General features: G+C 40.3%; 29 protein-coding genes and 1 riboswitch. Of the genes, 5 read left to right on the forward strand and 24 right to left on the reverse strand.

The window, feature by feature from the left end; genetic code table 11:
• Positions 1-109: 109 nt before the first annotated feature.
• Both BAOM_RS22845 and pta read right to left on the reverse strand, forming a co-directional pair.
• Entirely contained in the window at positions 110-949 is an 840-nt protein-coding gene (locus BAOM_RS22845; RefSeq protein ID WP_127762246.1) for an octanoyl-[GcvH]:protein N-octanoyltransferase, read from the reverse strand.
• A 45-nt stretch (positions 950-994) separates the two neighbouring features.
• Positions 995-1,966 (reverse strand): phosphate acetyltransferase, encoded by a 972-nt coding sequence (gene pta / locus BAOM_RS22850; RefSeq protein ID WP_127762247.1) that lies wholly within the window; start codon positions 1,964-1,966, stop codon positions 995-997.
• A gap of 285 nt (positions 1,967-2,251) precedes the next feature.
• Between pta and hemQ the strand changes: the two genes are divergently transcribed.
• Positions 2,252-3,001: a hydrogen peroxide-dependent heme synthase gene (gene hemQ, locus BAOM_RS22855; protein ID WP_127762248.1), complete on the forward strand. Its 750-nt coding sequence runs from the start codon at positions 2,252-2,254 to the stop codon at positions 2,999-3,001.
• A 423-nt stretch (positions 3,002-3,424) separates the two neighbouring features.
• A complete protein-coding gene (gerQ, locus tag BAOM_RS22860) occupies positions 3,425-3,982 on the forward strand; it encodes a spore coat protein GerQ (RefSeq protein ID WP_252282857.1) in 558 nt (185 codons plus the stop codon).
• A 45-nt stretch (positions 3,983-4,027) separates the two neighbouring features.
• Here gerQ and BAOM_RS22865 read toward each other — a convergent pair whose 3' ends face one another.
• The 3 genes from BAOM_RS22865 to BAOM_RS22880 all read right to left on the reverse strand — a co-directional run bounded on the left by BAOM_RS22865 (position 4,028) and on the right by BAOM_RS22880 (position 5,644).
• Positions 4,028-4,393, reverse strand: coding sequence for a DUF423 domain-containing protein (locus BAOM_RS22865; RefSeq protein ID WP_127762249.1), 366 nt, complete (start codon positions 4,391-4,393; stop codon positions 4,028-4,030).
• Positions 4,394-4,412: 19 nt separating this feature from the next.
• A complete protein-coding gene (locus BAOM_RS22870) occupies positions 4,413-4,691 on the reverse strand; it encodes a YwdI family protein (RefSeq protein ID WP_252282858.1) in 279 nt (92 codons plus the stop codon).
• 272 nt (positions 4,692-4,963) lie between these two features.
• Positions 4,964-5,644 carry a uracil-DNA glycosylase gene (locus BAOM_RS22880; RefSeq protein ID WP_127762251.1) on the reverse strand — a complete coding sequence of 227 codons (681 nt, stop codon included), beginning with the start codon at positions 5,642-5,644 and terminating at the stop codon, positions 4,964-4,966.
• Between the two features lie 155 nt (positions 5,645-5,799).
• Between BAOM_RS22880 and pdxK the strand changes: the two genes are divergently transcribed.
• The 3 genes from pdxK to bshB2 all read left to right on the forward strand — a co-directional run bounded on the left by pdxK (position 5,800) and on the right by bshB2 (position 7,741).
• Positions 5,800-6,627, forward strand: a complete 828-nt coding sequence (gene pdxK / locus BAOM_RS22885; RefSeq protein WP_180319805.1) for a pyridoxine/pyridoxal/pyridoxamine kinase — start codon at positions 5,800-5,802, stop codon at positions 6,625-6,627.
• A gap of 79 nt (positions 6,628-6,706) precedes the next feature.
• On the forward strand, positions 6,707-7,054 hold the full coding sequence (locus BAOM_RS22890) for a YojF family protein (protein ID WP_119116252.1): 348 nt from the start codon (positions 6,707-6,709) through the stop codon (positions 7,052-7,054).
• An 18-nt stretch (positions 7,055-7,072) separates the two neighbouring features.
• Complete coding sequence (gene bshB2 / locus BAOM_RS22895) at positions 7,073-7,741, forward strand: bacillithiol biosynthesis deacetylase BshB2 (protein ID WP_164853318.1); 669 nt, start codon at positions 7,073-7,075, stop codon at positions 7,739-7,741.
• Between the two features lie 26 nt (positions 7,742-7,767).
• Here bshB2 and BAOM_RS22900 read toward each other — a convergent pair whose 3' ends face one another.
• The 19 genes from BAOM_RS22900 to BAOM_RS22990 all read right to left on the reverse strand — a co-directional run bounded on the left by BAOM_RS22900 (position 7,768) and on the right by BAOM_RS22990 (position 24,637).
• Positions 7,768-8,196, reverse strand: coding sequence for a MarR family winged helix-turn-helix transcriptional regulator (locus tag BAOM_RS22900; RefSeq protein WP_127762252.1), 429 nt, complete (start codon positions 8,194-8,196; stop codon positions 7,768-7,770).
• Positions 8,197-8,460: 264 nt separating this feature from the next.
• On the reverse strand, positions 8,461-9,663 hold the full coding sequence (locus BAOM_RS22905; protein ID WP_127762253.1) for an MFS transporter: 1,203 nt from the start codon (positions 9,661-9,663) through the stop codon (positions 8,461-8,463).
• A gap of 169 nt (positions 9,664-9,832) precedes the next feature.
• The gene (locus BAOM_RS22910; RefSeq protein WP_127762254.1) at positions 9,833-10,951 is read right to left on the reverse strand and encodes a PRK06851 family protein; all 1,119 of its coding nucleotides are present in this window, start codon (positions 10,949-10,951) and stop codon (positions 9,833-9,835) included.
• Positions 10,952-11,304: 353 nt separating this feature from the next.
• Entirely contained in the window at positions 11,305-11,778 is a 474-nt protein-coding gene (ybaK, locus tag BAOM_RS22915) for a Cys-tRNA(Pro) deacylase (RefSeq protein WP_127762255.1), read from the reverse strand.
• Positions 11,779-11,808: 30 nt separating this feature from the next.
• On the reverse strand, positions 11,809-12,399 hold the full coding sequence (locus BAOM_RS22920; protein ID WP_119116258.1) for a cob(I)yrinic acid a,c-diamide adenosyltransferase: 591 nt from the start codon (positions 12,397-12,399) through the stop codon (positions 11,809-11,811).
• A gap of 15 nt (positions 12,400-12,414) precedes the next feature.
• Complete coding sequence (locus tag BAOM_RS22925) at positions 12,415-12,840, reverse strand: bifunctional adenosylcobinamide kinase/adenosylcobinamide-phosphate guanylyltransferase (RefSeq protein ID WP_127762256.1); 426 nt, start codon at positions 12,838-12,840, stop codon at positions 12,415-12,417.
• Positions 12,792-13,415 carry a histidine phosphatase family protein gene (locus tag BAOM_RS22930; protein ID WP_252282859.1) on the reverse strand — a complete coding sequence of 208 codons (624 nt, stop codon included), beginning with the start codon at positions 13,413-13,415 and terminating at the stop codon, positions 12,792-12,794. Before BAOM_RS22930 ends, BAOM_RS22925 begins: the two co-directional genes overlap by 49 nt.
• Entirely contained in the window at positions 13,367-14,158 is a 792-nt protein-coding gene (gene cobS / locus BAOM_RS22935) for an adenosylcobinamide-GDP ribazoletransferase (RefSeq protein ID WP_252282860.1), read from the reverse strand. Before cobS ends, BAOM_RS22930 begins: the two co-directional genes overlap by 49 nt.
• A complete protein-coding gene (locus BAOM_RS22940; RefSeq protein WP_127762257.1) occupies positions 14,155-14,730 on the reverse strand; it encodes a bifunctional adenosylcobinamide kinase/adenosylcobinamide-phosphate guanylyltransferase in 576 nt (191 codons plus the stop codon). The genes cobS and BAOM_RS22940 overlap by 4 nt, the downstream gene beginning before the upstream one ends.
• The gene (gene cobD, locus BAOM_RS22945) at positions 14,703-15,788 is read right to left on the reverse strand and encodes a threonine-phosphate decarboxylase CobD (RefSeq protein ID WP_127762258.1); all 1,086 of its coding nucleotides are present in this window, start codon (positions 15,786-15,788) and stop codon (positions 14,703-14,705) included. Before cobD ends, BAOM_RS22940 begins: the two co-directional genes overlap by 28 nt.
• Positions 15,763-16,731: an adenosylcobinamide-phosphate synthase CbiB gene (gene cbiB, locus BAOM_RS22950; protein WP_127762259.1), complete on the reverse strand. Its 969-nt coding sequence runs from the start codon at positions 16,729-16,731 to the stop codon at positions 15,763-15,765. The genes cobD and cbiB overlap by 26 nt, the downstream gene beginning before the upstream one ends.
• The gene (locus BAOM_RS22955) at positions 16,728-18,197 is read right to left on the reverse strand and encodes a heme ABC transporter ATP-binding protein (protein ID WP_127762260.1); all 1,470 of its coding nucleotides are present in this window, start codon (positions 18,195-18,197) and stop codon (positions 16,728-16,730) included. The genes cbiB and BAOM_RS22955 overlap by 4 nt, the downstream gene beginning before the upstream one ends.
• Before the next feature lies 1 nt (position 18,198).
• A complete protein-coding gene (locus tag BAOM_RS22960) occupies positions 18,199-19,260 on the reverse strand; it encodes a FecCD family ABC transporter permease (RefSeq protein WP_127762261.1) in 1,062 nt (353 codons plus the stop codon).
• Positions 19,226-20,194: an ABC transporter substrate-binding protein gene (locus tag BAOM_RS22965; protein WP_127762705.1), complete on the reverse strand. Its 969-nt coding sequence runs from the start codon at positions 20,192-20,194 to the stop codon at positions 19,226-19,228. The genes BAOM_RS22960 and BAOM_RS22965 overlap by 35 nt, the downstream gene beginning before the upstream one ends.
• A 120-nt stretch (positions 20,195-20,314) precedes the next feature.
• Positions 20,315-20,488: riboswitch (cobalamin riboswitch) on the reverse strand.
• Between the two features lie 51 nt (positions 20,489-20,539).
• Positions 20,540-22,063, reverse strand: coding sequence for a cobyric acid synthase (locus BAOM_RS22970; protein ID WP_127762262.1), 1,524 nt, complete (start codon positions 22,061-22,063; stop codon positions 20,540-20,542).
• A gap of 17 nt (positions 22,064-22,080) precedes the next feature.
• Positions 22,081-22,617, reverse strand: coding sequence for a cob(I)yrinic acid a,c-diamide adenosyltransferase (locus BAOM_RS22975; RefSeq protein WP_127762263.1), 537 nt, complete (start codon positions 22,615-22,617; stop codon positions 22,081-22,083).
• A 25-nt stretch (positions 22,618-22,642) separates the two neighbouring features.
• Positions 22,643-23,206 carry a nitroreductase family protein gene (locus tag BAOM_RS22980; protein WP_127762264.1) on the reverse strand — a complete coding sequence of 188 codons (564 nt, stop codon included), beginning with the start codon at positions 23,204-23,206 and terminating at the stop codon, positions 22,643-22,645.
• Positions 23,207-23,222: 16 nt separating this feature from the next.
• Positions 23,223-23,999 (reverse strand): uroporphyrinogen-III C-methyltransferase, encoded by a 777-nt coding sequence (gene cobA, locus BAOM_RS22985; RefSeq protein WP_127762265.1) that lies wholly within the window; start codon positions 23,997-23,999, stop codon positions 23,223-23,225.
• Positions 23,996-24,637, reverse strand: coding sequence for a precorrin-2 dehydrogenase/sirohydrochlorin ferrochelatase family protein (locus BAOM_RS22990; RefSeq protein ID WP_127762266.1), 642 nt, complete (start codon positions 24,635-24,637; stop codon positions 23,996-23,998). The genes cobA and BAOM_RS22990 overlap by 4 nt, the downstream gene beginning before the upstream one ends.
• Between the last annotated feature and the right edge of the window lie 3 nt (positions 24,638-24,640).

The raw sequence follows: 24,640 nt of genomic DNA on the forward strand, positions 1-24,640 counted from the left end.
GAGTCATCAAAAGGGTATTTTTTCCTTTTGATGACTCTTCTCTGTGATTAATCTAAACGAGCCAGTTTCTCTTTTCTTGATATCTTGCTCCAGATGCCTTCTACTTTTCTTATTTTGGCATCGCTTTTTCATTTCTCTCTTTAATTCTTGTTAAATAAGACTCAAATAATGGTTGTTCTTCCACGGTTAGAGGTATCATCTGAACTTGTCCAGTATGCGTTTGGAGTACTTGTAAAAAGCGCTTGATTACATCAGATATCGTAAGACGGATTTGAAGTAATTCTTCTAGCGATGCCATCACATCTGGTTGAATATCTGGATATGTAAATTTCGTTTCTGTCTCCGCAAGCGCTGCATGATAAAACTCTTTGATTAGCTGTGCTCGTTTAGAGCCGCTTCCACTAACACAAAGATAGATTTGAACAGCAACACCATTTCGAATCCGGCGCTGTGAAATACCGGCGAATTTTTGACCAGCAATACTTAAATCATAGCTGCCAGGACAATAAGAACCAACAATTTCTTTCGCTTCAATCTCCACCGCAAAATCAGCAAACATAAGCTTAATTAAGTCCCACATTGTATCGTAACCACGATTAATATCAATTCGATGTTCTGTTTCAGGAAAAACTAATGATAGATTTAATACACCCTCATCTAATACAACAGCAAGCCCGCCTGAATTTCGAACAATCGCTTGAAAACCATGTCTATTCAACACATCCATACCTTGTTTAAGAAAAGGAAGCTTTGTATCTTGAATGCCTAACACGACAGTTTGATGGTGAACCCATGCTCTAGCAACAGCGGTCGTTTGCCCTGCTCCAACTAAAGCGCAAAGCGTATCATCCATCGCAAAGGACTCCAACGCATGAAACTTGGGACCGAGAGATGACTGGTCAATCACTCTCCACTCTCGCTGCACTAACAAAGAATCTGTCTCACGCATATTGCTCTCCCCTTTAATAAGTTACCCACAATTTATCCACAATACTTAAAGTGACTGGGCTGCTGTAATAATTGCTAATTTATACACGTCTTCTTCGCTGCAACCGCGTGATAGATCATTAACTGGGCGATTAAGACCTTGCAGAATTGGGCCGACTGCTTCAAAGTTACCGAGGCGTTGAACCATTTTGTAGCCGATATTACCCGCTTCCAGACTTGGAAAAACGAATACATTAGCGTTTCCGCGAAGGGGTGAATTCGGTGCTTTACTTTTTGCAACAGCTGGTACGAAGGCAGCATCAAATTGAATTTCGCCATCAACAACAAGCTGCGGGTCCATCTCATGTACTAGCTGTACAGCTTTAACGACTTTTTCTGTTTCAGGTGAAACAGCAGATCCCTTTGTTGAAAAGCTTAATAGAGCTACACGTGGCTCAATATCAAACATTTGGCCTGTTTTCGCACTTTCCACCGCGATTTCAGCTAAATCTTGGCTATCTGGAGAAATATTGATGGCACAGTCAGCGAATACGTATTTCTCTTCCCCGCGCACCATAATAAATACACCAGAAGTTTTTTGGATACCAGGCTTTGTTTTAATAATTTGAAGAGCTGGACGAACTGTATCAGCTGTAGAGTGCGCAGCACCGCTCACCATTCCTTGTGCATCATTCAGATGAACCAACATCGTGCCGAAATAGTTTCCATCTAATAGGATTTGGCGCGCTTGCTCCTCTGTCACTTTTCCTTTTCGAACTTCTACAAAAGCTGCAATCATTTTATCCATGTCTGGATATTTTTTCGGATCATATAATTCTACCGATTCTAAAGAAACCTTTAATTGATCCGCTTTCTGCCGAATCTCTTCGATATCTCCAATTAAAATTGGCGTTAATAATTTCTCGTTGGCAAGTCGAGCTGCAGCGGCAAGGATACGCTCATCTAATCCTTCTGGAAAGACGATTTTTACATTTTCTTTAGAGATCTTCTCTTCTAAAATCTTAAATAAATCACTCATTGCTACATCCTCCTTAATGTATACGATTCCCTTCTCTGTTCGCTCATTATGTATGGCGAGAAACGTATGGTTTTTGGTATAACTTAAGAATACTCTAGGATGTATTGAAATTCCATACTTATTAAACCGCTTTCAAACTATTTTCAAGGTTTTAAATGATTCCCTTAATGGGAAAACTCTATTTATGAACTTTTTTCGAACATCATTAATCGATCGTTTAAAGACAAATCTATTACGAAAACTATGTTATATTAAAAGTATCTTAACACTTTAGGAGTGATTGTAATGAGTGAAGCAGCACAAACTCTAGATGGTTGGTATTGTTTACACGATTTTCGCTTAATTGATTGGGCTTCTTGGAAAACGCTTTCGAGCGACGAACGCCAATTAGCGATTTCGGAATTCCAAGGTTTACTAGACAAATGGAATACAACACAAAGCAATAATGAAGGAAGTCACGCTCTTTATTCAATCGTTGGTCAAAAAGCAGACTTTATGCTTATGTTTGCTCGTCCTACAATGGAAGAATTAAATGCGATTGAAAATGAATTCAATAAAACAAAGCTAGCTGAATATACAATTCCAGCCTATTCTTATGTTTCTGTCGTTGAGTTAAGCAACTACTTAGCAGGTGGAGACGGTGAAGATCCGTATCAAAATCCACATGTACGTGCTCGACTATATCCAATTCTGCCACAAGCTAAACATGTATGCTTCTATCCAATGGATAAGCGTCGTCAAGGAGACGATAACTGGTACATGCTTAGTATGGATGAGCGCAAAAGCTTAATGCGTTCTCACGGTATGATTGGCCGCAGCTATGCAGGAAAAGTAAAACAAATCATTTCGGGTTCTGTCGGTTTCGATGATTATGAATGGGGTGTTACACTTTTTGCGGATGATGTACTTCAATTTAAGAAATTAGTATACGAAATGCGCTTTGATGAAGTAAGCGCTCGCTACGGCGAGTTTGGTTCATTCTTCGTTGGAAATATTTTAACAGAAGAATCTATTCCATCCTTCCTATATGTTTAATTAAGAAAAGCGGAAACGGCTCGACCAGCTCGTGAAGAAAATAGGGAAAGACCCGGAAGGCGCTCTTTGCCTTTCGAGGGCTTTCATCTTTTTCACAGCGAGCTAGCCGTTGGAGCTAGACATCAGGAAAAGCGGAAACGGCTCGACCAGTCAGCCTTTGAAGCTAGACATTAAGAAACGTGCAAGTCCATTAAGTAAGCTCTCGATTATTCGAGGGCTTTTCATATGCCATATGAAATTAAAATTTCTTCTAGCATAATCCAACCCTTTCCTCCATAAATTTGAAATAGTGATAATTTTAACAGCTTATCAGCCTATCACTTACTAATCGTTATACAACATACTGCCTTCCCAACCGACACAATCCGAATGCCCAAGTGTTTCTCAAACCTTTTAAATATTGATTAATTAGGAGGGAATACCATGTCACAAAATAATAACCCAAATCCTTATGGAATGTATCCTTATGGCAGTCCTTACCTGCCTTTTGAAAGTCCAGATGCTGCGTATAGACAAGGGGAAGGATTTCAACAAGGGTATACGCCACAGCAGCAAATGTCTTTTCCACAACAGCAGGCACCTTTTCCACAGCAACAACAGCAACAAGCACCTTTTCCACAACAACAACAACAAGCAGGTCCACAGGGTCCCTTACCAACAGGCCAGCCTCCAGGAGGACCTGAAGTCCCTGGTATGCTTCCTGTCGAACAATCTTATATTGAAAATATCCTCCGCTTAAATAAAGGAAAGCTTGCCACCGTTTATGCAACTTTTGAGAATAACAAAGAATGGAATGCAAAAATATTCAAAGGGATTATTGAAGCGGCTGGGCGTGACCATCTCATTCTTAGTGATCCACAAAGCGGAAAACGTTACTTAATTCCAATGGTATACTTAGACTACATTACATTTGATGAAGAAATTGAATATGAATATCCATTTGCAGGTGGTCCTAATTTAGCCTCCTTTCCACCGAGATAAAAAAAGCTGGTGAAAGGCATAAACCTTTCACCAGCTTTTTGATTTTTACAATTTATAGACCGCAATAATCATAAGAACCCACGCTGCCAAGAAAGCAACTCCACCAATTGGAGTAATGGCACCTAATATCTTAATTTGCGTCACAGATAAAACATATAAACTTCCTGAAAAAATAATAATCCCCGCAAACATCAGCCAGCCAGACCAACTAATAAGAGAACCCGAAACCTTTCCAGCAAGTAAACCGATGACTAATAAACCACCTGCATGAAACATTTGATATTGAACAGCTTTTTCCCATGTGTTCAAATATTTATCCGGAATTTTCCCTTCTAAGCCATGTGCTCCAAATGCTCCTAAAGCGACCGCTAGAAATCCATTAATCGCTCCTAGAATAATAAACAGCTTCATCGTATTCTCTCCTCTATGTTTAAAAATCCAATAACGAACTGCCGTTAGCCCCTTCTACCTTTACCCGCTCTGTTATAGGGACTGTTGTTGTATGTTGCATAGGCTGCATAGTCGTCATCTGCTTCACGGGTTGACTTATATGCAGTGAAGAAGTTGGCGGCTGCTCATTCACCATCACCTCACACAGTGCTTGTACAGCCATTATGTATCCTTTTAATGCGTCTTCAGAGTCCGCCTGCTTTGCTCTTGCAACAAGCTCCTCCATCTTTTCTAATACTTGCTTCGATGAGATTTGCAATTCTATTCACCTCGCCTATCGGTCTTATTTAGCATATCAAAAATTCCCCTTCAACAGAAACAATGTGCACGTTAGATTTTTCCCTTCTTTCGCTTATCTTCAAATTTTAGACATACTTCTCCTGACGAGCGAAAGACATCCAGAGATGGTAAGTTTGGTGTTTTAAATTGAAAAGCGCGACACCCCTTTGGAAATTTCATATCCCATGTAACAAAATAATGCTTACATGCTATACAATTTATCCGTTTCATCAACCGGCTCCTCCCTTCCCTTTACCGATTTGAAATTTGCCAATCGATTTCTTGCATACCCCATTGCTTTAAATAGGCGTTTGTCTTTGAAAAAGGCTTGCTCCCAAAGAATCCTCGATTAGCCGAGAGCGGACTTGGATGTGGAGCTGTTAAAACTTTATGACGAGCTGTATCAATTAGAGACATTTTACTTTGAGCTGGTTTTCCCCATAGAATAAACACCATCGGCTTTTCTCGTTCATTCAACAAACGAATAACTTCCGTCGTAAATGTCTCCCATCCCTTTCGACGGTGAGAATTCGCTTCTCCTTCTCGTACAGTTAAAACGGTATTTAGCAGCAGCACCCCTTGCTTAGCCCATTCAATCAGATAACCGTTATTCGGAATGGAACAGCCTATATCTTGATGCAACTCCTTATAGATATTCTTTAAAGATGGCGGAACCTTCACTTCAGGTTGAACGGAAAAGCTTAAACCATGCGCTTGATTTGGACCATGATACGGGTCTTGCCCGAGAATAACAACTTTCACCTCTTCATAAGGAGTTAATTGAAGAGCTTGGTAAATGTTCTCAGCCTTCGGATATACATGATGCTGCTCATACTCTTGCTCCAAGAAATGTTCGAGTTCCATATAATATGGTTTTCTAAATTCCTTTTCTAAAAGAACTTGCCAATCTTTTGCTAACACGTGGTTTATCATTTTTACCCTCCTTTTTATCTCTCATTATTACCTATCATGATAAGCAAAACAAAGGTCTTCTTCATTTTACAGAATGGAAATAATGGTATATTCTAAAACAAGGATATTGGGTATAATATTATACAGATTTTAATTCTCCTAAGGGGGTCACACATATGACTATGAAAAAAGCAATGACAGTGGCTGGATCAGACTCTAGCGGCGGTGCAGGTCTTCAAGCCGATTTAAAAACATTCCAAGAGTTCGGTATTTACGGAATGTCTGCATTAACAACGATTGTAACAATGGATCCAAAAAAAGGTTGGGCACATAACGTTTTCCCAACGCCTGTCGACGTACTAGAAGCACAAATGGAAACGATCTTGTCTGTTGGAATTGATGCAATGAAAACAGGTATGCTTGGTTCAGTAGAAATCATCGAACTTGTTGCTCGAAAAATAGACGAGCTAAAATTAGATAGAGTCGTAATTGACCCTGTTATGGTATGTAAAGGAGAAGATGAAGTACTTCATCCTGAAACGGCTGTTGCTCTTCGCGATGTGCTTGTACCACGAGCAACTGTTGTGACACCAAATCTTTTCGAAGCGGCACAACTAGCTGGCACAGCACCAATTAAAACAATTGACGACATGAAACAAGCAGCAGAAAAAATTCACGCGCTTGGTGCAAAATATGTCCTAATTAAAGGTGGAAACAAATTAGATCACGATAAAGCCATCGACCTTTTATTTGATGGCAAAGAGTTTGAAATTTTAGAATCCGAAAAAATTGAAACAACAAATACACATGGAGCTGGCTGCTCATCTTCAGCAGCAATCGCAGCTCAACTTGCAGAAGGAAAATCAGTAAAAGAAGCAATTTATACGGCAAAAGACTTCATTACTGAAGCTGTACGTCATTCTTGGAAAATGAATGAATATGTAGGTCCAGTTAATCACGGAGCTTATCATAAATATGGCACGCCAAACAAAGTAACTCAATAATGAATTCGAATCATCATAAAAGGCTTGCTCCAACATATAGAGCGGCCTTTTCACTTTCATCTATAAGGGGGGAAAATCAATGAAATCTATTGATTTAAAAGAAGTACAAGCTGTCATTGACTCCTTTGCTAAGCAAGATGTTTATCTTCATTTAGAAACAACAAATGGAGCATATGCCAGCCATCATAATGAAGCGTTCTTCTCAGCAGGTGCCTATATTCGAAATGCCCTTGTTCAATATGAACATGGAAAAATCATTGGTGAAGGACCATACCGAGTTGGCTTAAAACTTTCTATCGGCTGGATTTACGCAGAAGGTTTAACTCATTTTGAGGTGGATCAATCAGGTAGATTATTATTAGCCGGACTTGATTATACAGGCAAGCTAGCTGTTGCCTTACAGCTTAGTTACAGCCCTTTTGAATAAGGAATGAAAGGAGAGATTATGTTGGAAAAGGAAAAACATATTTTAGTCGTATTCCCGCACCCTGATGACGAATCATTTGCTGTTGCCGGAACACTTGCTCTACACATTCAAGCTGGGACACCTGTTACATATATGTGTTTAACGTTAGGTGAAATGGGGCGCAACCTTGGCAACCCGCCATTTGCAACGAGAGAATCCCTTCCCGTTATTCGTAAGCAAGAGCTCCTTGATGCTGCTAAAGCCGTCGGGATTCAGGATTTACGAATGATGGGACTGCGTGATAAAACTATTGAATTCGAGGATGACGAAAAGCTAACAAACATGATTGCAGAAGCTATCGATGAACTTCATCCTTCGTTAGTTATTACGTTCTATCCAGGTTACAGCGTGCATCCTGACCATGAAGCAACAGGAAGAGCCGTTGTACGAGCTATTGCAAGAATGTCAGAAGCTGAACGTCCAAAGCTCCACTGTGTAGCTTTTTCAAACAACTGCCTAGATGAATTAGGAAATCCAGATATTGTGCATGATATCCGTTCTGTTCAAAGTAAAAAACTAGCTGCCATGAAAGCACATCGTTCTCAAACAGAGGCACTTCTAGCAAATTGGGAAGAACAAGTCGCCAACAAAGAGGTAGAATTCATTTCCCAACTTCAAGAAGAACGTATGTGGACATATAAATTTTAGGACAACCCACTATTAGTGGGTTGTCTTTATTTACTACTTTCCTTTAAGTTTCTCTGTAAGCTTCTTAAAGTTCGCCTTGTTACTTCACGATCAGCTTCAGGAATATCTTTCATAATATTTTGTTCAAATTTATCGACTATTTTTTTACCTTCCTCATATGTATGCATGCCTAGATCCGTCAACTGAATGCGGCGTTCCCTCTTGTCTTTTCCCGGAATTTGTTCAATGAGCCCTCTCTCTTCTAAGCGATTAACAGTTCTTGTTATAGTTGGTTTTTCCACATTCAAATAAGTGCTAATTTCAACAAGAGTTGCTGTACCAAACTCATGTAAATAATAAATAATTGACCATTGAGCTTGATGCAAATCTATTTTAGAAAGATGTTCATTTAATTTCTTCGTAAAGAATCGAGATACTTGTAGATAATGATGAAAAAACTTATTGTAAAAAGGCATTTGTCCTACCTCCAGATATATAGTTACCTACTATTTTAGCATTAGAAAATCGGTCTTTGACTCAATTTTTAGCCAAAGGCCTAATTATCACATTATACTATCATCTTAAAATTGTCAGCTATATCAACTACCTACAACGTACATTTTTTTAATCAAAAAAAAACGCCTGTAAATATGATTACAGGCGGAGAAAAGGGGGAATACTTTTGGAAAAATTCAATTACATCAATAGTATGTCCCCTTATGATATCTTCTATACTCTTTTTAAAAATTTTCAGCATGTAACGGTTTGCCTGTTCGGTTCGATGTTTTTTTTCCATGAACGAAGTAATACACAATTATACAAGCAAAAGCAGCAATTGACATCGTTACATATAAACCACGAAATCCTATATAAGGAATCACAAAGCCTAACAGGAATGGACCAACTCCAATCCCTAGATCCGTAAACAGAAAATAAGTAGATGTCGCTAACCCTATTCGATGAGACGGAGCTTCTTTCGCTACAATCGCTTGAGTACTTGATTGATAGGTTCCATAGCCAACCCCAATAATCGCCCCAGCAATCAATAACATCGCACCTATATGAGCCTGACTCAATATAAGCAATCCGATTGCAAATAATAGAATGGATGGATAAATGATTCTATTTTCTCCATATTTATCAAACCACTGCCCTGTAAATGGACGTGATACTAACAAGAATATCGCAAACATCACAAAGAAAAAGCTAGCTGCACTTACTAAATGAATCTCCTGTGCGTAACTTGTTAAAAATGATAAAACACTCGAATAAACAAACCCGATCAACGCCACTGATATCGAAATAGGAACAGCACGTTTCTCGAAGAAATCGCTCCATTTCATCCCTTTTTTCGTTATTTCCTCTGTAAACTCCATTGAAGGGATACGAATAAACACCGTCGCCAATAATCCAGCAATTGAGAAAATAATCGTAGCTACAAATACGAATGTATAGCTTAAATATTGAGTAATCATTAACCCGATAAAAGGCCCAATAGCCATCGCGATATTCATACTCATCGAGAAATAACCGGTTCCTTCACCACGTCTTTCTGCTGGAATAATTCCCGCGGCAATTGTTGCTGTAGCCGTTGTCGCGATACCAAAGGCCATTCCATGAATAATACGGTTCAAGAATAAAAAAGCTAAACTATTTGTAAAAAAATAAAGCATACAAGCAATCATAAATAGAGCAAGTGAAATGATTAACATCTTCTTCTGACCGATGCGATTAATTGTCTTTCCGGCAATCGGACGAACGAGAACGGCTCCAAGTACAAAGATACTAGCTGCAAGCCCCGCTTGACTCGGGGAAGTATGGAATTGATCAATTGTATAAGCGGTCAATGTAACCATTAATAAATAAAACGTTAAAAAAATAAAAAAGTTTGTCGACGAAAGGATAATGAAATCTTTCGTCCACAATTTCGGTTTTTGACTCATAAATTTACTATGCCCTCTCTTCCTTTTACATAATTAAATAATATACTAAGTTTATCTGATATATAGTTACCTAGGTAACTATACTCCTGTTTTTTGTAATTGTCTAGTGGCAATTAACCATAACTTAATGAAAAATGCCGTACTCTATAAAAGAATACGGCATTCTCTATTAATGTAAAATCGATTTACTTGTATTTCCTTTTGCTAAATCGAGGATATCCGTTTCCATATCTTTTTGAATATCATCAATAATTGTAAAATCAATCGCTCTTTGATAAATCTTTTCTATCTCATCGTGCAGCTTCTTGGCTTCAGTTAAACTAGCTGTTCCATCATTCATCTTTGCACGATATCTAGCTGAAACGTCTTTAATTTGATCACTATAAATTTCGTCCGTTCCAGGTAAAATAGCGACCTTATATAAATCGATAATTTCATCGCCTGCACGACTTGGAAAATATTCATGAGGAGCTGTACTATCAAAAATCGCCATCCCAAGCTCCCGAACAATCACCATATCCAAACTATTTGGATCAAATCCACAATGATAGATTTCAACATCAAATCCTCTATTCTCCGCCGTCGTGGCAAGCTTTTTCAACAACGTCGATTTTCCCGAACCTGGTCTTCCTTTTAAGAAATAACGTTTCGACAAACCTTCCGTTAGGTTAGGAACATAGTCCACAGCGCCAATTGGTGTAGCAGCTCCTAGAAAACGATGCCGGACATCTGCCTTTTTATTCAAGAAAATATCGCCGAAGAACTTTGTTTTTAATTTCCCTGTTAATGCATTTAACTTTTCAAAATCCATATTAGCAATATATATTTCTTCCCATTCATCATGAACGGCCAGCGCTTCAGCATAATGTTTGTAAGCCCTCTCATAAGCTTCCTGCCGTTCTTTCATTAAACGAAGAATATCCGCTTTTTCCGCAACTAACTGCTGTGAATTCCATGCATGACCTAAGTTCACATACTCTTCAATAGCCCCCGGTGCTTTCGGTTCTACGACATGCGGCTCTGTTCCATCTACAATCCCAATTTTTAAAGCTGGAAAAATAACACCATCAATCGAATCGGGATCAGAAGAACAGTGAATATGCTCTACATCATAGCCTTTTTCTAGCCATTCATTCGCTAGTTTTTTCATTAACGTTGATTTCCCCATCCCTGGGCCGCCTTTTAAAATAAAAACCTTCTCTAACTCAGCGAAATTAGATTCGTATAAGCTGAAATAGCCTCTTGCTGTATTTCCCCCGGCAAAGTAATGCAATGCTTTTCCTGTCACCTTGAACACACTCTCCTCTTTAACCAGATGTGTTGCTTCAGGATAGGGTATGCAAAATGGAATGGATAGGTGAATGCCTACTTTTTAATAGACTTTTATTGTTGATTATACGACTTAGGACTCCTCCCATTTAGTTAAATAATCATTCTCCTCAGATAATTACTTTTTTGCCGTCCTCAAAAAGTATGTTTAAGGACAAAATTCTAGAAATCTGGCCAGGAAATGGCCTTCATCATTAGAGTCTTGAAAGACAAAATCCAGCAATCAAGCAAGGAAGGGGGCTTTCCACTGGATTTTCGTTGATGCTTTTTATTCCATAGAAACAACAAAGAGGCTATCTAAGAAGATAGCCCCTATTTCGTTAATGCTTCGACTTTCGCCTCGGTCGCAGCGAGTAAATTTTCAACAGTTAGTTCGATTTGCGTACCAATTTTGCCACCGCTGACAATGATTGTATCGAGATTTTCAGCACTATCATCCACAAAGGTTGGATATAGCTTCTTCATCCCAATCGGAGAGCAGCCACCGCGGATATAGCCAGTCCATTTTAAAAGGTCTTTGACATGAAGCATTTCAATCTTCTTCTCACCCGCTGCTTTAGCTGCTTTTTTCAAATCTAGTTCTTCTCCTACTGGAATGACAAAGACATATACATGCTGTGGGGCACCATGAGCGACTAACGTTTTAAACACTGACTCAGGGCTTTTGCCAATTTTCTCAGCAACCGATAAGCCGTCAATTTTGCCATCTTGATTGTCGTATCCCATCATCTGATAGTCGATTTTCTTTGCATCAAGAAGACGCATCGCATTTGTTTTACTAGCCATAGAAAACAAGAACTCCTTTAATCTAAACGCTTATTCTGTCTCGCGTTCCTTTCTTTTTCCACCGCGGAATACATTCGCACTACGCGCATATTCTACATCGCTCACACCTAAACGGAAGTTAATAACACGGGCAACTGCAAATAGATAATCTGATAAGCGATTTAAATATTGAAGTGCTAAAGGAGACACGGCAGCTCCCGTTTTCACAAGGGCAACAACTAATCGTTCTGCACGACGAGTCACTGTACGAGCAAGGTGAATTGTTGCCGCTGCCTTTGATCCTCCTGGTAAAATAAATCGCTCTAATGCTGGAGCTTCTACGATAAATGCATCAATTCTCTCTTCTAAATATGTAATCGCTTCATCCGTTAATTTTTTCGGTGCTTTTTCAGAAATGGTTGCTAAGTCGCCGCCACAGTCAAATAGCTCATGTTGAATTTTTTCAAGATCTGCTAATACATCAGCAAAAACAGCAGGGTCTAACTCCGTCACCGCAAGCCCAATATAACTATTCACTTCGTCAACTGTACCATAAGACTCCACTCGAATATCGTCTTTATCTAAACGACCGCCAATCACACTTGTTTGTCCTTTATCACCTGTACGTGTGTAAATCTTCATAAAAAAATTCCTCCTCTACTTTACTTGTTGAGCTATTCCATACCAAATGATATCGACACGGCTAGAAGCAGCAGCTATATCTTGAAAAACCCAGCCGGAAGCATCGCGCCAAGTTCGATCATACGCTTCAATGGGGACAATCCCTTTTGTAATATCCGCTCCAATGATAATACAACACCTTGTTTTTTTCTCCTCTTCCCATATTCGCCATCGTTTGATGATTTCCTGCCATTTCATGCGAATTGCTGCTGCCGTTTGCTGTTGTACTTCGTTTCGAAGCCACATCTCGATTCCTTGCAAGACAACAAAATCTTCATCGAAATCAAAGGGAAGTGCTTCACCTCGATAAGCAGATATCCATTGCACCGGTGCCTCCTCAGAGTAATAGTTTCTTACCCATTCTGCTTTTCCATTATAGGCACCACCCGTAACGAAGTGCATCGCTCTCCCCTCCTCCATGCCTCTTTATCATTCCAAAATAGTTCATAACCGCCCGCATGCGGAATTTGCCAATCCCAAAACGACTTTTCCTCAGGAGCATAACGAGCTAACAATTCACGAACAACGCCGCCATGTGTCATAATCACGATATTCTCTACTTTTCCAATGTTAAGATTTCGCCAACCTTCCCTAATTCTTTCCGAAAAAACAGGGTAGCTTTCTCCCTCTGGAACATCCGCTTTCATCGGGTTTTCCAGCCAAGTTTGATAGTATGAATCTTCCTTCAATTGTTCATACGTTTTCCCTTCCCAAAGCCCCCAATTCATTTCACGAAAAGCGGAGTCTGATATAATAGAGGCAGTCGGAAATAGGAGCTGTGCAGTTGTTACACAACGAGGCAAATCGCTGGAAATGATATGTTCATATGTATCAAAACAGCCGGCTAGTGCCTGAATGTCTGCCTTGCCGCCTTCACTCAAAGGAGAATCTGTCCAACCGAGATAGGCCTTTCGCTCGTTAGCCTCTGTTAGCCCGTGACGAAGTAATGTAATAGCCATAGAATGAACCATAACCATAATTCCACTCCTTCCACTGATGCACCTAATACGTCCCCAGTGATTCCGCCATACCATTGCACAATTTTCTTCTTAAGAAATAGCAAAAATAAACCGGTTGCTATCATAAGAATCATTAATAAAATACCGAGTTTCGTTCCTAATACAAAGGCTATCACAGCACTTGCCAGTAAATATAACCAATAAACGTACAGACTATTTTTGCGGGCAGCACTTTGAAAAAAAGCCCCTAAGCCTTCTTGTTTAGCCAGCGGCATTTTACAGAGCAAATAGCCCATCACGCACTTGCTTAAAAACGGCATAATAATGATGAGAAAATAACTCCAAATCGTTAGGCGGTCAACAATCTCATAAATAAATAAGAAACGCATAGCGAGCAGCACAATAACTGAAATGACACCGAAAGCACCTGTACGCGAATCTTTCATAATCTCTAAACGTCGTTCTTTATCCTGATAGGAAAAAAACGCATCGCTCGTATCAATCCAGCCGTCAAGATGCAGACCACCGGTTAACACAATCGTTAATAACCAAAGAACAAAAGCGATTGAAAGCGTTGAAAACGGAGTCCATTCAACCATTGCATATAAAACGGTTCCCATCACCAAGCCGAGTAACACCCCTACTAGAGGAAATGTTTGAATTGCGCGATGGATAAATGGTTTCTCCATTGGCAGTGCTTTTTTCAGCGGAATAACCGTAAAAAATTGCAGGTTGATCAGAAACCCAATCATTGCACTCATATTCGTGTGCCTCCTTTTTTCATGACCGGTATCCCCCATTCAACCATGTACGCTGCATCAGCACGTTCTACAATGCCTTGATGAAGCAAGCCTAACATTTTCGCATATGTATGCAAAAATTCGTTGTGGAAAATTGGTTCTTGAACCACTTCATTGCTTACAATAATCAAACAAGCAGCGTGACGCTGAATTTCTTCAATACCCTTCATAATTTTTATGAAAGTCTCTTCTAAAAACTCCGCTTCAAGCGGCTTTTGCGGTGTAAATAATTCATTATCCACAAGCGTTGTTAAACAATCTAATAAAACGACAGAATCTTGATTGATTCCCTCTACTATTCTCTCAATATCAGTAGGGAATTCCCATGTTTTCCATGGAATCGGACTGTTCTCACGATCCTCTTGATGTCTATTTACACGCTCTGCCATTTCAGCATCAAATACTCGTCCGCATGCCAAATAGTGAAGAGTGGCATGTTGCTCTATAGCCCATTCTTGCGCAGTTTGTTCGGCAAAGCGGCTCTTTCCACTTCTGACGCCACCTGTTATAAAGTAGAGTGCTGCTTTCGCCATTCACGTAATCCCTCCATCAATACTTCATTATCCCGTTTACTTTTAATCGCGAAACGAAGCCATCTCCCATCTAATCCTGGAAAATTATACGTGTGGCGTGGGATAATCCCCCGGCTTAATAAAAATTTCAACATCGCCGTTGAATCTTTAACTTTTGAATCTTTTAATAGGTAAAAGTTAATGGAACTATCAGAAACATCAAACTCATATTCTTCAAAAAACGAAAATAGTTTCTGTTTTTGCTCATGGATATACGCCCTCGTTTTCTCTACGTATATCTCTTCAGTAAGACAGAGCTTCCCTGCCTCTAGTGCAATAGCATTAACACTCCAATGCGGTTTATACGGTTTTAATTGCTGAATCATTTCTGCATCTGCTAATAAATAGCCTAAACGTAAACCTGGAATGGCAAAAATTTTCGTTAACGAACGTAAAATCATAACATGCTTATATTGAGCAAGAAGTGGTGCATAGGTAAAAGAATCTTCTGTAAAATCATAAAATGCCTCATCAATGACAACCATACAGTTCGCTTGTTCACATTCCACAATGAGTTCACGAACCGATTCTCTCGCGAAGGAAATACCTGTAGGATTATTCGGTGTACATAAAAAAACAGCATCATTTTTTTGCAAATACGGACGCAATGACTCGATATGTAACTCCCAATTCGGTTCTTGCAGCTGATAAAAACTCACATCACAGCCCGCAGCGTGACAGCTTTCTGCATATTCAGCAAAAGCAGGCTGAATAATCAGCACCTTCTTGCCCGCTAACAAACGCGCAACAAGGGTAATCATTTCTGCACCGCCATTCCCAACCAGAATAGAATGTTCCGAAAGCTGCTCTTTATAAGCTAAAAGTTTTGTCAACTCCACAGCATGCGGATCTGGATAATGGATCATGCTGTTAAACAGACGAGACCAATGCTCTTGTAAGCTAGAAGGAGGGCCTAGAGGATTAATGTTCGCGCTAAAGTCGACATAGGATGAAGGCATGTCCATTCCAAGCGCTTCATATAAGTAATGCGGATTAGCTCCATGAGTTGGTAATGCCATAATAAATCAAGCCCCCTAACCAAAGCAGTATTAAGAAAAGCACCGACGCGAAATGCATAATAGAGATTGTCTTACGAATATGAATGGCTTTTAATGGAACAAGAGGCTGCCCCATTTTTGCACGATAAGAAACCACGCCTTTATACACATTACGACCGCCCAATTGAATACCTAAAAGAGAAGCCACTGCCGCTTCTGTCCATCCGCTATTTGGACTTGGATGACGCTTTGCATCTGCCCATAATATCAACCAGCGCCTTTTCCACTGATGATAGCGTGACGGATAACCGAGCAGCATTAAAAAACCTGTTAGTCGACTCGGTATCCAGTTCACAACATCATCTAACTTAGCAGATGCCCAGCCGAACTCTCCGTATTTATCATTGCGATAACCAACCATCGAATCGCATGTATTAATCGCTCGGTACACCATCGCTAGCGGAGCCCCGCCAATAAGAGCCCAAAATAAAGGAGCCGTAATGCCGTCACTCGTATTTTCGGCGACTGTTTCAACCGTTCCGCGAACAATTTCACCTTCATCCAGCTGATCCGTATCACGACCAACAATATAAGAAAGCTTTAAACGAGCTTCTGACATATCTCCCTCTACAAGCGGACGAAATACGTCCATCCCTGCCTGACGAAGACTTTTTTGAGCAATCGTTGTAAAAATTAAAATCGCTTCCACAATGATTCCTGCAATCATATGTAATTGATAAGCCAAATAGGTAATCGCAACCGTTAATCCAAATGCTAGCAGCAAAACAATCACTAGCATGACCATGCCTTTTTGTTTCTTATAATGACCTGTATTTAACTTTTGATCTAATCGGCTAATAAGCGTCCCTATCCATTTGACTGGATGCGGCCACTTAGGAGGATCCCCAATCAATACATCGAGGAAAAACGCCAATGTAATAGCATATAGATGAGTTAGTATCATGTTCGCTTCACCCGCTCATTTCTTTCAATTGCTTCAACCGTACAATCGTATACACCTCGACTAATCAGCTTTCCGAGCGGCGTAATTGTACCCGCATATTGAAGCCTCTCTCCTCGCTGTGTAGCGGCGATTAATATACTATCTGTTGATGTTCCTGTTGCCCAGGTATTTGTAACTGGATCTTTCACGCCAAGTTCATGTAAGGCTTTTACTTTCGCTTCTGTTGCCGTGACAATGCTATGAATGAATGCTTCTTCAGCTACGTGACCGTTGATAAATATCCACGTATTAATCGTTCCTGGCCTTGGCGCATCTGAATGTTGATCAGCAAGCGAAGCATCAACTGCGTTCCCGACTCCCGCCGTCACAACGACAAAGATTGAGAAGTTTTCTCCCTGTAAAAACCGATAAGACACCGCTTCTAAAAAAACAGCTGTCATCATGCCAACTGTTTCACTCGGTTCAAATCCATAACTTCGTAAATAATCCGTCATTTCTTCTACATGATTCTCACAACTATATGTATGAGACACATGACGATTCACAAATGCCTGATGCCATCCAGTTCCAGAACCTGTCACTCCTGAAGACATCGTCCGCAATGGAATCGGGGCATGTAATTGAATCATTTCATCTGAAACCTTTAAATATTCCCCATTAATCACACATGATTCTTTCTCTGAATCATGCTGATCGGGGACAATAAACATTTGCGGTCTTGGAATCGCTGGATGTGGATGCTTTTCAATCTCTGTTCGATATACTTGCTGAATTCGTTCTTGCTTTAGCACCTCATTTGGAATGTCGTTTACCCTTACTTGGCCTTTTTCAAGCAGCATTAAACGAGCACAATATAAACCAGCTAAATTTAAATCATGAAAAATAGCAATGACCGTTAGCTCATACTCCATCGCCATCTTTTTCATTAAATCGAGCAGCCCTTTTTGATAGGAAAGATCGAGATGATTCGTTGGTTCATCTAGAAATAAAATTTCTGGTTCTTGAGCAAGTGCTTGGGCTAACAATACACGTTGTCGTTCTCCCCCAGATAACTGTTCAAACTGATAATCGCTAAAATCGGCTACCCCTGTCTGTTCCATTACTTTCTGAACAACGGCTTCATCTTCGTCTGACCATGAATGAAATAGACCTTTTTGATGGGCATATCGACCGAGTGAAACGGTTTCTTTCACCGTATAAGAAAACGCAAGCGAAGAATGCTGTGGTAAAACGGCAATCACTTGTGCTAATTGCTTTGCTGAATATTCCTTTAGACTTTTGCCTTTAATTTTAATTGTACCGGCTTCATAAGCTAACACGCCGCTTAACATGCTTAGGAGTGTTGTTTTTCCGCTTCCATTTGGGCCGAGTATTCCAAACAACTCCCCTTTATTTACCGTAAAAGAAACCGAATCTAAGACAGGGTGATTATAATACCCACCCGATAACCCCGTTACTTCAAGCATCTTATCTCTCCCCTTGCCTTCTTCTTTTTAGTAAAATTAAAGCAAATGCCGGCGCACCAATTAAAGACGTAATAACGCCAATTGGCAATTCAGATGGTGATATAACCATCCTTGCGACTAAATCAGCTAATATTAAAAAACCACTGCCGATGAGTAACGATAACGGCAATAAATGTTTATGATCCGGTCCCCAAATTTGCCGAATAATATGAGGAATAACGAGACCAACAAAGCCAATCGTCCCTGATACAGCAACAGCAGCTCCGGTTAAAACAGAACCTGCTATTAAAATAGTTAACTTCCGTCTTTGTACATTCACACCTAAATGCTTCGCCCGATTTTCCCCAAATGTCATGGCATTTAGTTCCTGAGTATTCATCATTAAAATCAGTGAACCGATAACGAAAAACGGCAGGATAATTACAATATAGTTCCAACCGCGCATCGACACACTCCCCATGAGCCAGCCGATAATTTGACGTAATTCCTCACCTGTTAACGCAATCATGAGCGAAATGAACGCACTTAAAAATGAACTAAAAATAATCCCTGTTAAAATAATCGTTTCAACCTTCATCGATCGATCCATTTTTTTAGCAAAAAGAAGTACACAAAAAATCGTGACGACCGAAAAGATTACGCTCAATATCGGAAGTGTAAAGCTACCTAAAACAGGTATAGAAAGTCCAAGAAAAATCGTCGCAACGGCTCCAACAGATGCGCCTGAAGAGACCCCTAATGTATATGGATCGGCAAGCGGGTTGCGCAACAAACCTTGAAAGGCAGCTCCCGCAATAGCGAGAGATGCCCCTACTAAGCCCGCTAACAACACACGCGGCAAGCGAATATTCATGACAATATTCGTAAACATCGTATCTGGTTGTGCTGCAATGGGTAAATGAAATACTTCCTTACCTAATATCTGAAATAATGTGAGAAAAGGAACCGAAACTGAACCAATTGAAATCCCTACCATCATCGAGAATAGTAGAAAACTAACGGCAATAATATAAGCTAAAGGTTTATTATTAGTTAAAGATTTCCGGATAGATTGCTTCAGCAAGTTCCTCTACTCCCTCTACTAAACGTGGGCCAGAACGAGTAACTAAATCAGAATGCACATCATAGATCTGTTCCTGTTTAATCGCTGTAACATCTTCCCACCCGTTGCGGCTTTTCACTTGAGCAACTGGGTCTTCTGTGTAGTATCCATAAGTCGTAACGATTACATCTGGATTAGCAGCAATCATTGATTCTTCATCAATTTTAGCCCAGCCTTCAAGATCTCCTGCTACATTATCTGCTCCAATGATTTGCAGCATTTCATTCATAAATGTATTTTTACCCGGAGAGTAAATTTCAGGTGCTGGCGACACTTCAATCAACACTTTCTTACGGTCCTGCTCTGTCACAGCCTTCGCTTTTTCTTCAATCTCCTTTAAATCTTCCTGCATATCTTGAACAAGTTCTTCTGCTGCTTCGTTTTCACCTGTTGCTTGACCAATCATTTCAATGGATTCATAGACCTGTTCAAAGTTTTGTGAATCATTAACGACTAGTACTGGAATACCTACTTCTTTTAATTGTTTAATTCCTTCGCTTCCATTATGAGCATTAGAGGCATGAGCCAGCACTAAATCCGGCTCCATTGCAATTACCTTCTCCGTATTCATCTCCATGCCGCCGATTTTCTCAATCTTCTCTACTTCTTTTGGATAATTATCGTTATCTGAAACACCGACAACATTGTCACCTGCCCCTAGTTCAAAAACAATTTCTGTGTTGCTCGGAATAAGGGAAACAATTTTTTTCGGCTCTTTTTCAATTGTCACTTCTTCACCTGCAGCATCCTTAATTGTCACCGGAAAAGCTTGAGTAGCAGTTGGTTCATTCCCTTTAGAAGTTGAAGCATTTTCTTCTTTAGAAGAATCACCACATCCTGCCATAAGACCTACCGAAAGTACTAACACAGCTGACAAACTAGATAATTTTTTCATGCTTATCCCCCATTTTTCTTTTTTGAACATAGAAAAAACACCTCCTACAGGATCAGAGGTGTTTGCATGGCTATATGTATAAATGGATATCCGCCATACACTTCCCTATCCGCGTAGGTGCATAAGTGTTCGAATATGGCAGGTCTCCTGGCTTTTAGAAACCGTTTACAACACCTTCCCATAAATATACAGTGGCATTCGTTGCAAACTTCTAATAACAGTGGCGGGACCGCGTTGGATTTTCACCAACTTCCCTTTTAAGTCAATGTAGACACCTTATCCGTTTCATATGTATAGTTCATTATGCTTGATTATACACTAAAGACGGGTAAGAGATAATCTTTTTTATGATTTGAAGGAAAATTCAGGATTTATTAACTGATACACACGTTCCATATCCATATGTTGCTTTACATGATTCGCAAGCAAATTATAGGCTTCTTCTCGTCTCTCAGCATCCGATTTAACCGTTTCCTGTACTTCCGGCAACCCTTTTTGTTTACGAATTTGATTAACTAGCTCTCTCGTAAACTGACGATTATGGAACACGCCATGAAAATATGTACCGATGACAAGCCCATCACTCGATACGGCGCCATCCTCGCGGCCATCTTCTAATAATAAAAAAGGACTTGCTTTGGCAGCATCAATTTTTGTTCTTCCAAGGTGAATTTCAAAACCTGAAAGTGTCATCTCACCTAATCCGATTGCTTGAACAAGACGACCTGTCATTTGCTTTGTTTTCTTTTCTTTATTAAAAACGGTCTTCACTGGAAGCAAAGAAAGGCCAATCGCACTTTCACCACTGCCTTCTACTGCATCAGGATCTAGTAGTTCACATCCTAGCATTTGAAAACCGCCACATATACCAATAACTCGCTTTCCTTTTGCATGAAGTTCACAAATGGCCCGGTCAAATCCTTCCTCTTTCAACCACGCTAAGTCACCGATTGTATTTTTCGTACCCGGAATAATTAATAGATCTGGTTCGCCAAGCTCTTTTAATGAACTAACGAGGCGCACACCAACATCCGGTTCATCAAAAAGTGGATCCACATCCGTAAAGTTAGAAATACGCGGCAGACGAATCATCGCTACATCGATAGCAAATTCATTTTGCTTTGGTTTTTTAAAACGTAATGAAGAAAGGGCAAGGGAATCTTCTGCTTCAATATTGACATCAATATATGGAACAACACCGAGGACTGGGATGCCTGTTTCCTGTTCAACCCAACGGATTCCGTCATCCAGCAGTTCACGCATACCACGGAATTTATTAATAATAATGCCTTTAACACGCTTTCTTTCCGCTTCATCTAAGAGTGCCAGCGTTCCGACAATAGAAGCAAATACGCCTCCGCGGTCGATATCAGCAACTAAAATAACCGCTGCATCTGCCAAATGAGCCATTCGCATATTAGCAATATCTCGATCTTTCAAATTAATTTCTGCTGGACTGCCTGCCCCTTCCAAAACGATTACATCATAGGATTGTTGCAGCTTACGAACGGATTGTTCCACGATTGGCATCGCTTCTTGGACAAAGTTGTTACGATAGCTTCTTGCATCCATATCTAAAAAGTGTCTACCATGAACAATCACTTCTGACACCATATCTTGCTTTGGTTTTAATAAAATAGGGTTCATATCGGTTGTCGCCACGACACGTGCTGCTTCCGCTTGAACGCCTTGCGCTCGTCCAATCTCACCGCCATCTGATGTCACGAATGAATTCAGCGCCATGTTTTGTGATTTAAAGGGCACAACGCGTAATCCATCATTAGAAAAAATTCGGCAGAAGGCTGTACAAATGACACTTTTCCCTACATCAGAGGATGTCCCTTGAATCATAATTGCTTTTGCAGTCATAAACATACCTCGCTTCTTTAAAATTCTAATCCTTTTACAGCAGGAATTCCGTTTTCATAGTAATGTTTCGTCGCATCGATTGTAGACACAAGATCAGCAAGCTCGATTAATTCGTTCGCTGCACTTCTCCCTGTTACAACGAGATGCATATGAGAGGGGCGGTTACGAATCGCTTCCACCACTTCTGCAAGCGGTAGGACATCATCGATTGGAAATGTAGAAATCGCTAATGCATTGTTTAGTTCATCTAATACAAGCAAATCTATTTCAGGATTTTGTAGTGCTTCTTTCGCTTTTACCCAAGCCTGCTTTAGGGCTGCCCGATGTTCTTCTGGTGTTTTCGTCCATGTAAACCCGATGCCCAATTGCTCCATTTCGACACCTAACTTCCGAAGTGCCAATGCCTCGCCATATGTGCGTTCTGGCGATTTAATAAACTGCAAGTATTTCACGTTCATTCCTCGACCAATTGCCCGAAGCGTCACACCAAGTGAGGCCGTTGTTTTTCCTTTTCCCTCACCTGTATAAATCAAAAATAATCCTTGGCGTGCCATCTCAATCTCCTCTTTTCCTCATGATTTAGAGCCAAACGGTTTTTTCGGTATAAGGAGTTCGTTTCGTCGCTGGCACTTCTTGATCGGCTTTTGGATACCCAATAAAAATTGTCCCTACTACCTTTTGATTTTCCGGCGATCCAATAAACTGATGCATTCTTTCGTCATGAACAAGACCGACTCCTCTTGTACGCCAAACAAACCCGAGACCAAGCTCTCCAGCTGCAAGCCACATCGATTGAATCGCACAACATACTGCGAATACATTATCGTGAGAAGCATCCGAATCATCCGGAATCTGATCTGCCGTTACAACAATGACGACCGGTGTCGATGTTACAACTTTTAGTGAACTTTCTACTAAATGAGGCTTAGTCGGAAAACGTTCTTGCAAGTATTCTTGTGCTAATGCTTCATAACGCTTTTTTGCTTCATCTTTAATCACATAAAAATTCCAAGGCTCACGCAGACGATCATTCGGTGCATATGTCGCAGCTTCTAATAACTGTTGAATTTTTTCCTCTTCAACTGGAATGTCCTCATAATTACGAATCGCACGCCGCTCTTTCAGTGCTTGAATAATCGACAAGTTATATCTCTCCTTTTTAAGGTGTAACCGTTTCTGTTTCTAGTATTTTTTCGTACCATTTAATTTTGTCACGTAATTGAACAACCTCACCGACAAGAACCATCGCTGGGTTTTGAATATTCTCTTGTATGACTAAATCACGAATCGTTTCGAGGTTTCCAGTAACCGTTCTTTGTTTGTCGGTCGTTCCCCATTCAATAACAGCAACAGGTGTTTGAGCGGATCTTCCATGATCAATTAATTGTTTACAAATATACGCTAAGTTGCCAACACCCATATAAAAGGCCACTGTATCAATGCCTGTTGCAAGCGCTGACCAATTCAGATGGTCTTGGCCTTTACTATCACGACCGTGCCCTGTTACAATCGCAAAGCTTGATGCATGCTCACGATGTGTGACAGGAATCCCCGCATAGGCAGGAGCCGCAATGCCTGCTGTTATACCAGGGACAATTTCATATTCGATTCCATGCTCAGCCAATACTTCTGCCTCTTCAGCACCTCGCCCAAACACGCACGGATCTCCCCCTTTTAAACGGGTCACCGTTTTTCCTTCTAGCGCTTTATTCACTAAAAGGGTATGAATTTCATCTTGAATAAAATGATGTCTCCCTGGTGATTTTCCGCAAAAGATTAGCTCAGCTCCCTCTTTTGCATATTCTAATAATTTCGGATTAACAAGCCTGTCATAAGCAATGACATCCGAAGTTTGAATACATTCAAGCCCATAAACTGTAAGCAGCTTTGGATCACCTGGTCCTGCACCAACTAAATAGACTTTTCCTTGACTCATGGCGCAATCCCCCCTGTTAATAATTGTAGTAAGCGCGCTTCTCGTTCTTTATAATTGGCTTGCTTCGTCAACTCCAAAAATTGCGGTTCAAGCAAACCTTGTAATATGTGTCTTCTTATTGTACTATCCGCAACTTCTTCTATCACTCTTTTTCGTGATTGTTCAAGAAACAGCAGATATTCTTCGTATACTTCATCATACTCTTTCGCAAGATCTTGTTTAATTTTCCGGGCCAATCCTGGACTCGCTCCAGAAGTAGAGACTGAAATCGTCAATGCCCCTCTTCGAAACGAAGCTGGCACGATAAAATTACTTAAATCAGGACGGTCAACAAGGTTTATTAATTGCTGATTGTTCGCAGACTCGTATACTTGCCTATTAATTACCGCTTGATTAGTAGCTGCAATAATTAAGAAGAAATCCTGCAAATCCTTCGGTTCAAACCTCTTTTGCTTCCAGATGATTTTTTTTGCTATAAACACTTCCATCATGCTTTCATGGAGGTTCGGACTGATAACCGTCACTTCAGCATCCGCTTCTAACAACGTCAAAATCTTTCGGGCTGCAACTGCTCCACCGCCAATCACAACCGCTTTTTTTCCTGAAAGATTCAACATAGCTGAATAATAATTCACCATGTT

The sequence above is a fragment of the Peribacillus asahii genome (assembly GCF_004006295.1).
Classification (GTDB): Bacteria; Bacillota; Bacilli; order Bacillales; family DSM-1321; genus Peribacillus; species Peribacillus asahii_A.

Bases quoted from the DNA above. Each gene is read 5' to 3' on its own strand.
- BAOM_RS22975 (WP_127762263.1), bottom strand. From the start codon at position 22,617: ATGGCACGCCAAGGATTATTTTTGATTTATACAGGTGAGGGAAAAGGA.
- BAOM_RS22845 (WP_127762246.1), bottom strand. From the start codon at position 949: ATGCGTGAGACAGATTCTTTGTTAGTGCAGCGAGAGTGGAGAGTGATT.
- BAOM_RS22970 (WP_127762262.1), bottom strand. From the start codon at position 22,063: ATGACTGCAAAAGCAATTATGATTCAAGGGACATCCTCTGATGTAGGG.
- cobS (WP_252282860.1), bottom strand. From the start codon at position 14,158: ATGAGTGCAATGATTGGGTTTCTGATCAACCTGCAATTTTTTACGGTT.
- BAOM_RS22930 (WP_252282859.1), bottom strand. From the start codon at position 13,415: ATGGTTATGGTTCATTCTATGGCTATTACATTACTTCGTCACGGGCTA.
- bshB2 (WP_164853318.1), top strand. From the start codon at position 7,073: ATGTTGGAAAAGGAAAAACATATTTTAGTCGTATTCCCGCACCCTGAT.
- pdxK (WP_180319805.1), top strand. From the start codon at position 5,800: ATGACTATGAAAAAAGCAATGACAGTGGCTGGATCAGACTCTAGCGGC.
- BAOM_RS22925 (WP_127762256.1), bottom strand. From the start codon at position 12,840: ATGCACTTCGTTACGGGTGGTGCCTATAATGGAAAAGCAGAATGGGTA.
- BAOM_RS22920 (WP_119116258.1), bottom strand. From the start codon at position 12,399: ATGAAGATTTACACACGTACAGGTGATAAAGGACAAACAAGTGTGATT.
- ybaK (WP_127762255.1), bottom strand. From the start codon at position 11,778: ATGGCTAGTAAAACAAATGCGATGCGTCTTCTTGATGCAAAGAAAATC.
- BAOM_RS22940 (WP_127762257.1), bottom strand. From the start codon at position 14,730: ATGGCGAAAGCAGCACTCTACTTTATAACAGGTGGCGTCAGAAGTGGA.
- gerQ (WP_252282857.1), top strand. From the start codon at position 3,425: ATGTCACAAAATAATAACCCAAATCCTTATGGAATGTATCCTTATGGC.
- BAOM_RS22890 (WP_119116252.1), top strand. From the start codon at position 6,707: ATGAAATCTATTGATTTAAAAGAAGTACAAGCTGTCATTGACTCCTTT.
- cbiB (WP_127762259.1), bottom strand. From the start codon at position 16,731: ATGATACTAACTCATCTATATGCTATTACATTGGCGTTTTTCCTCGAT.
- BAOM_RS22900 (WP_127762252.1), bottom strand. From the start codon at position 8,196: ATGCCTTTTTACAATAAGTTTTTTCATCATTATCTACAAGTATCTCGA.
- BAOM_RS22965 (WP_127762705.1), bottom strand. From the start codon at position 20,194: ATGAAAAAATTATCTAGTTTGTCAGCTGTGTTAGTACTTTCGGTAGGT.
- BAOM_RS22880 (WP_127762251.1), bottom strand. From the start codon at position 5,644: ATGATAAACCACGTGTTAGCAAAAGATTGGCAAGTTCTTTTAGAAAAG.
- cobD (WP_127762258.1), bottom strand. From the start codon at position 15,788: ATGGCATTACCAACTCATGGAGCTAATCCGCATTACTTATATGAAGCG.
- BAOM_RS22955 (WP_127762260.1), bottom strand. From the start codon at position 18,197: ATGCTTGAAGTAACGGGGTTATCGGGTGGGTATTATAATCACCCTGTC.
- hemQ (WP_127762248.1), top strand. From the start codon at position 2,252: ATGAGTGAAGCAGCACAAACTCTAGATGGTTGGTATTGTTTACACGAT.
- BAOM_RS22990 (WP_127762266.1), bottom strand. From the start codon at position 24,637: ATGGTGAATTATTATTCAGCTATGTTGAATCTTTCAGGAAAAAAAGCG.
- pta (WP_127762247.1), bottom strand. From the start codon at position 1,966: ATGAGTGATTTATTTAAGATTTTAGAAGAGAAGATCTCTAAAGAAAAT.
- BAOM_RS22865 (WP_127762249.1), bottom strand. From the start codon at position 4,393: ATGAAGCTGTTTATTATTCTAGGAGCGATTAATGGATTTCTAGCGGTC.
- cobA (WP_127762265.1), bottom strand. From the start codon at position 23,999: ATGAGTCAAGGAAAAGTCTATTTAGTTGGTGCAGGACCAGGTGATCCA.
- BAOM_RS22905 (WP_127762253.1), bottom strand. From the start codon at position 9,663: ATGAGTCAAAAACCGAAATTGTGGACGAAAGATTTCATTATCCTTTCG.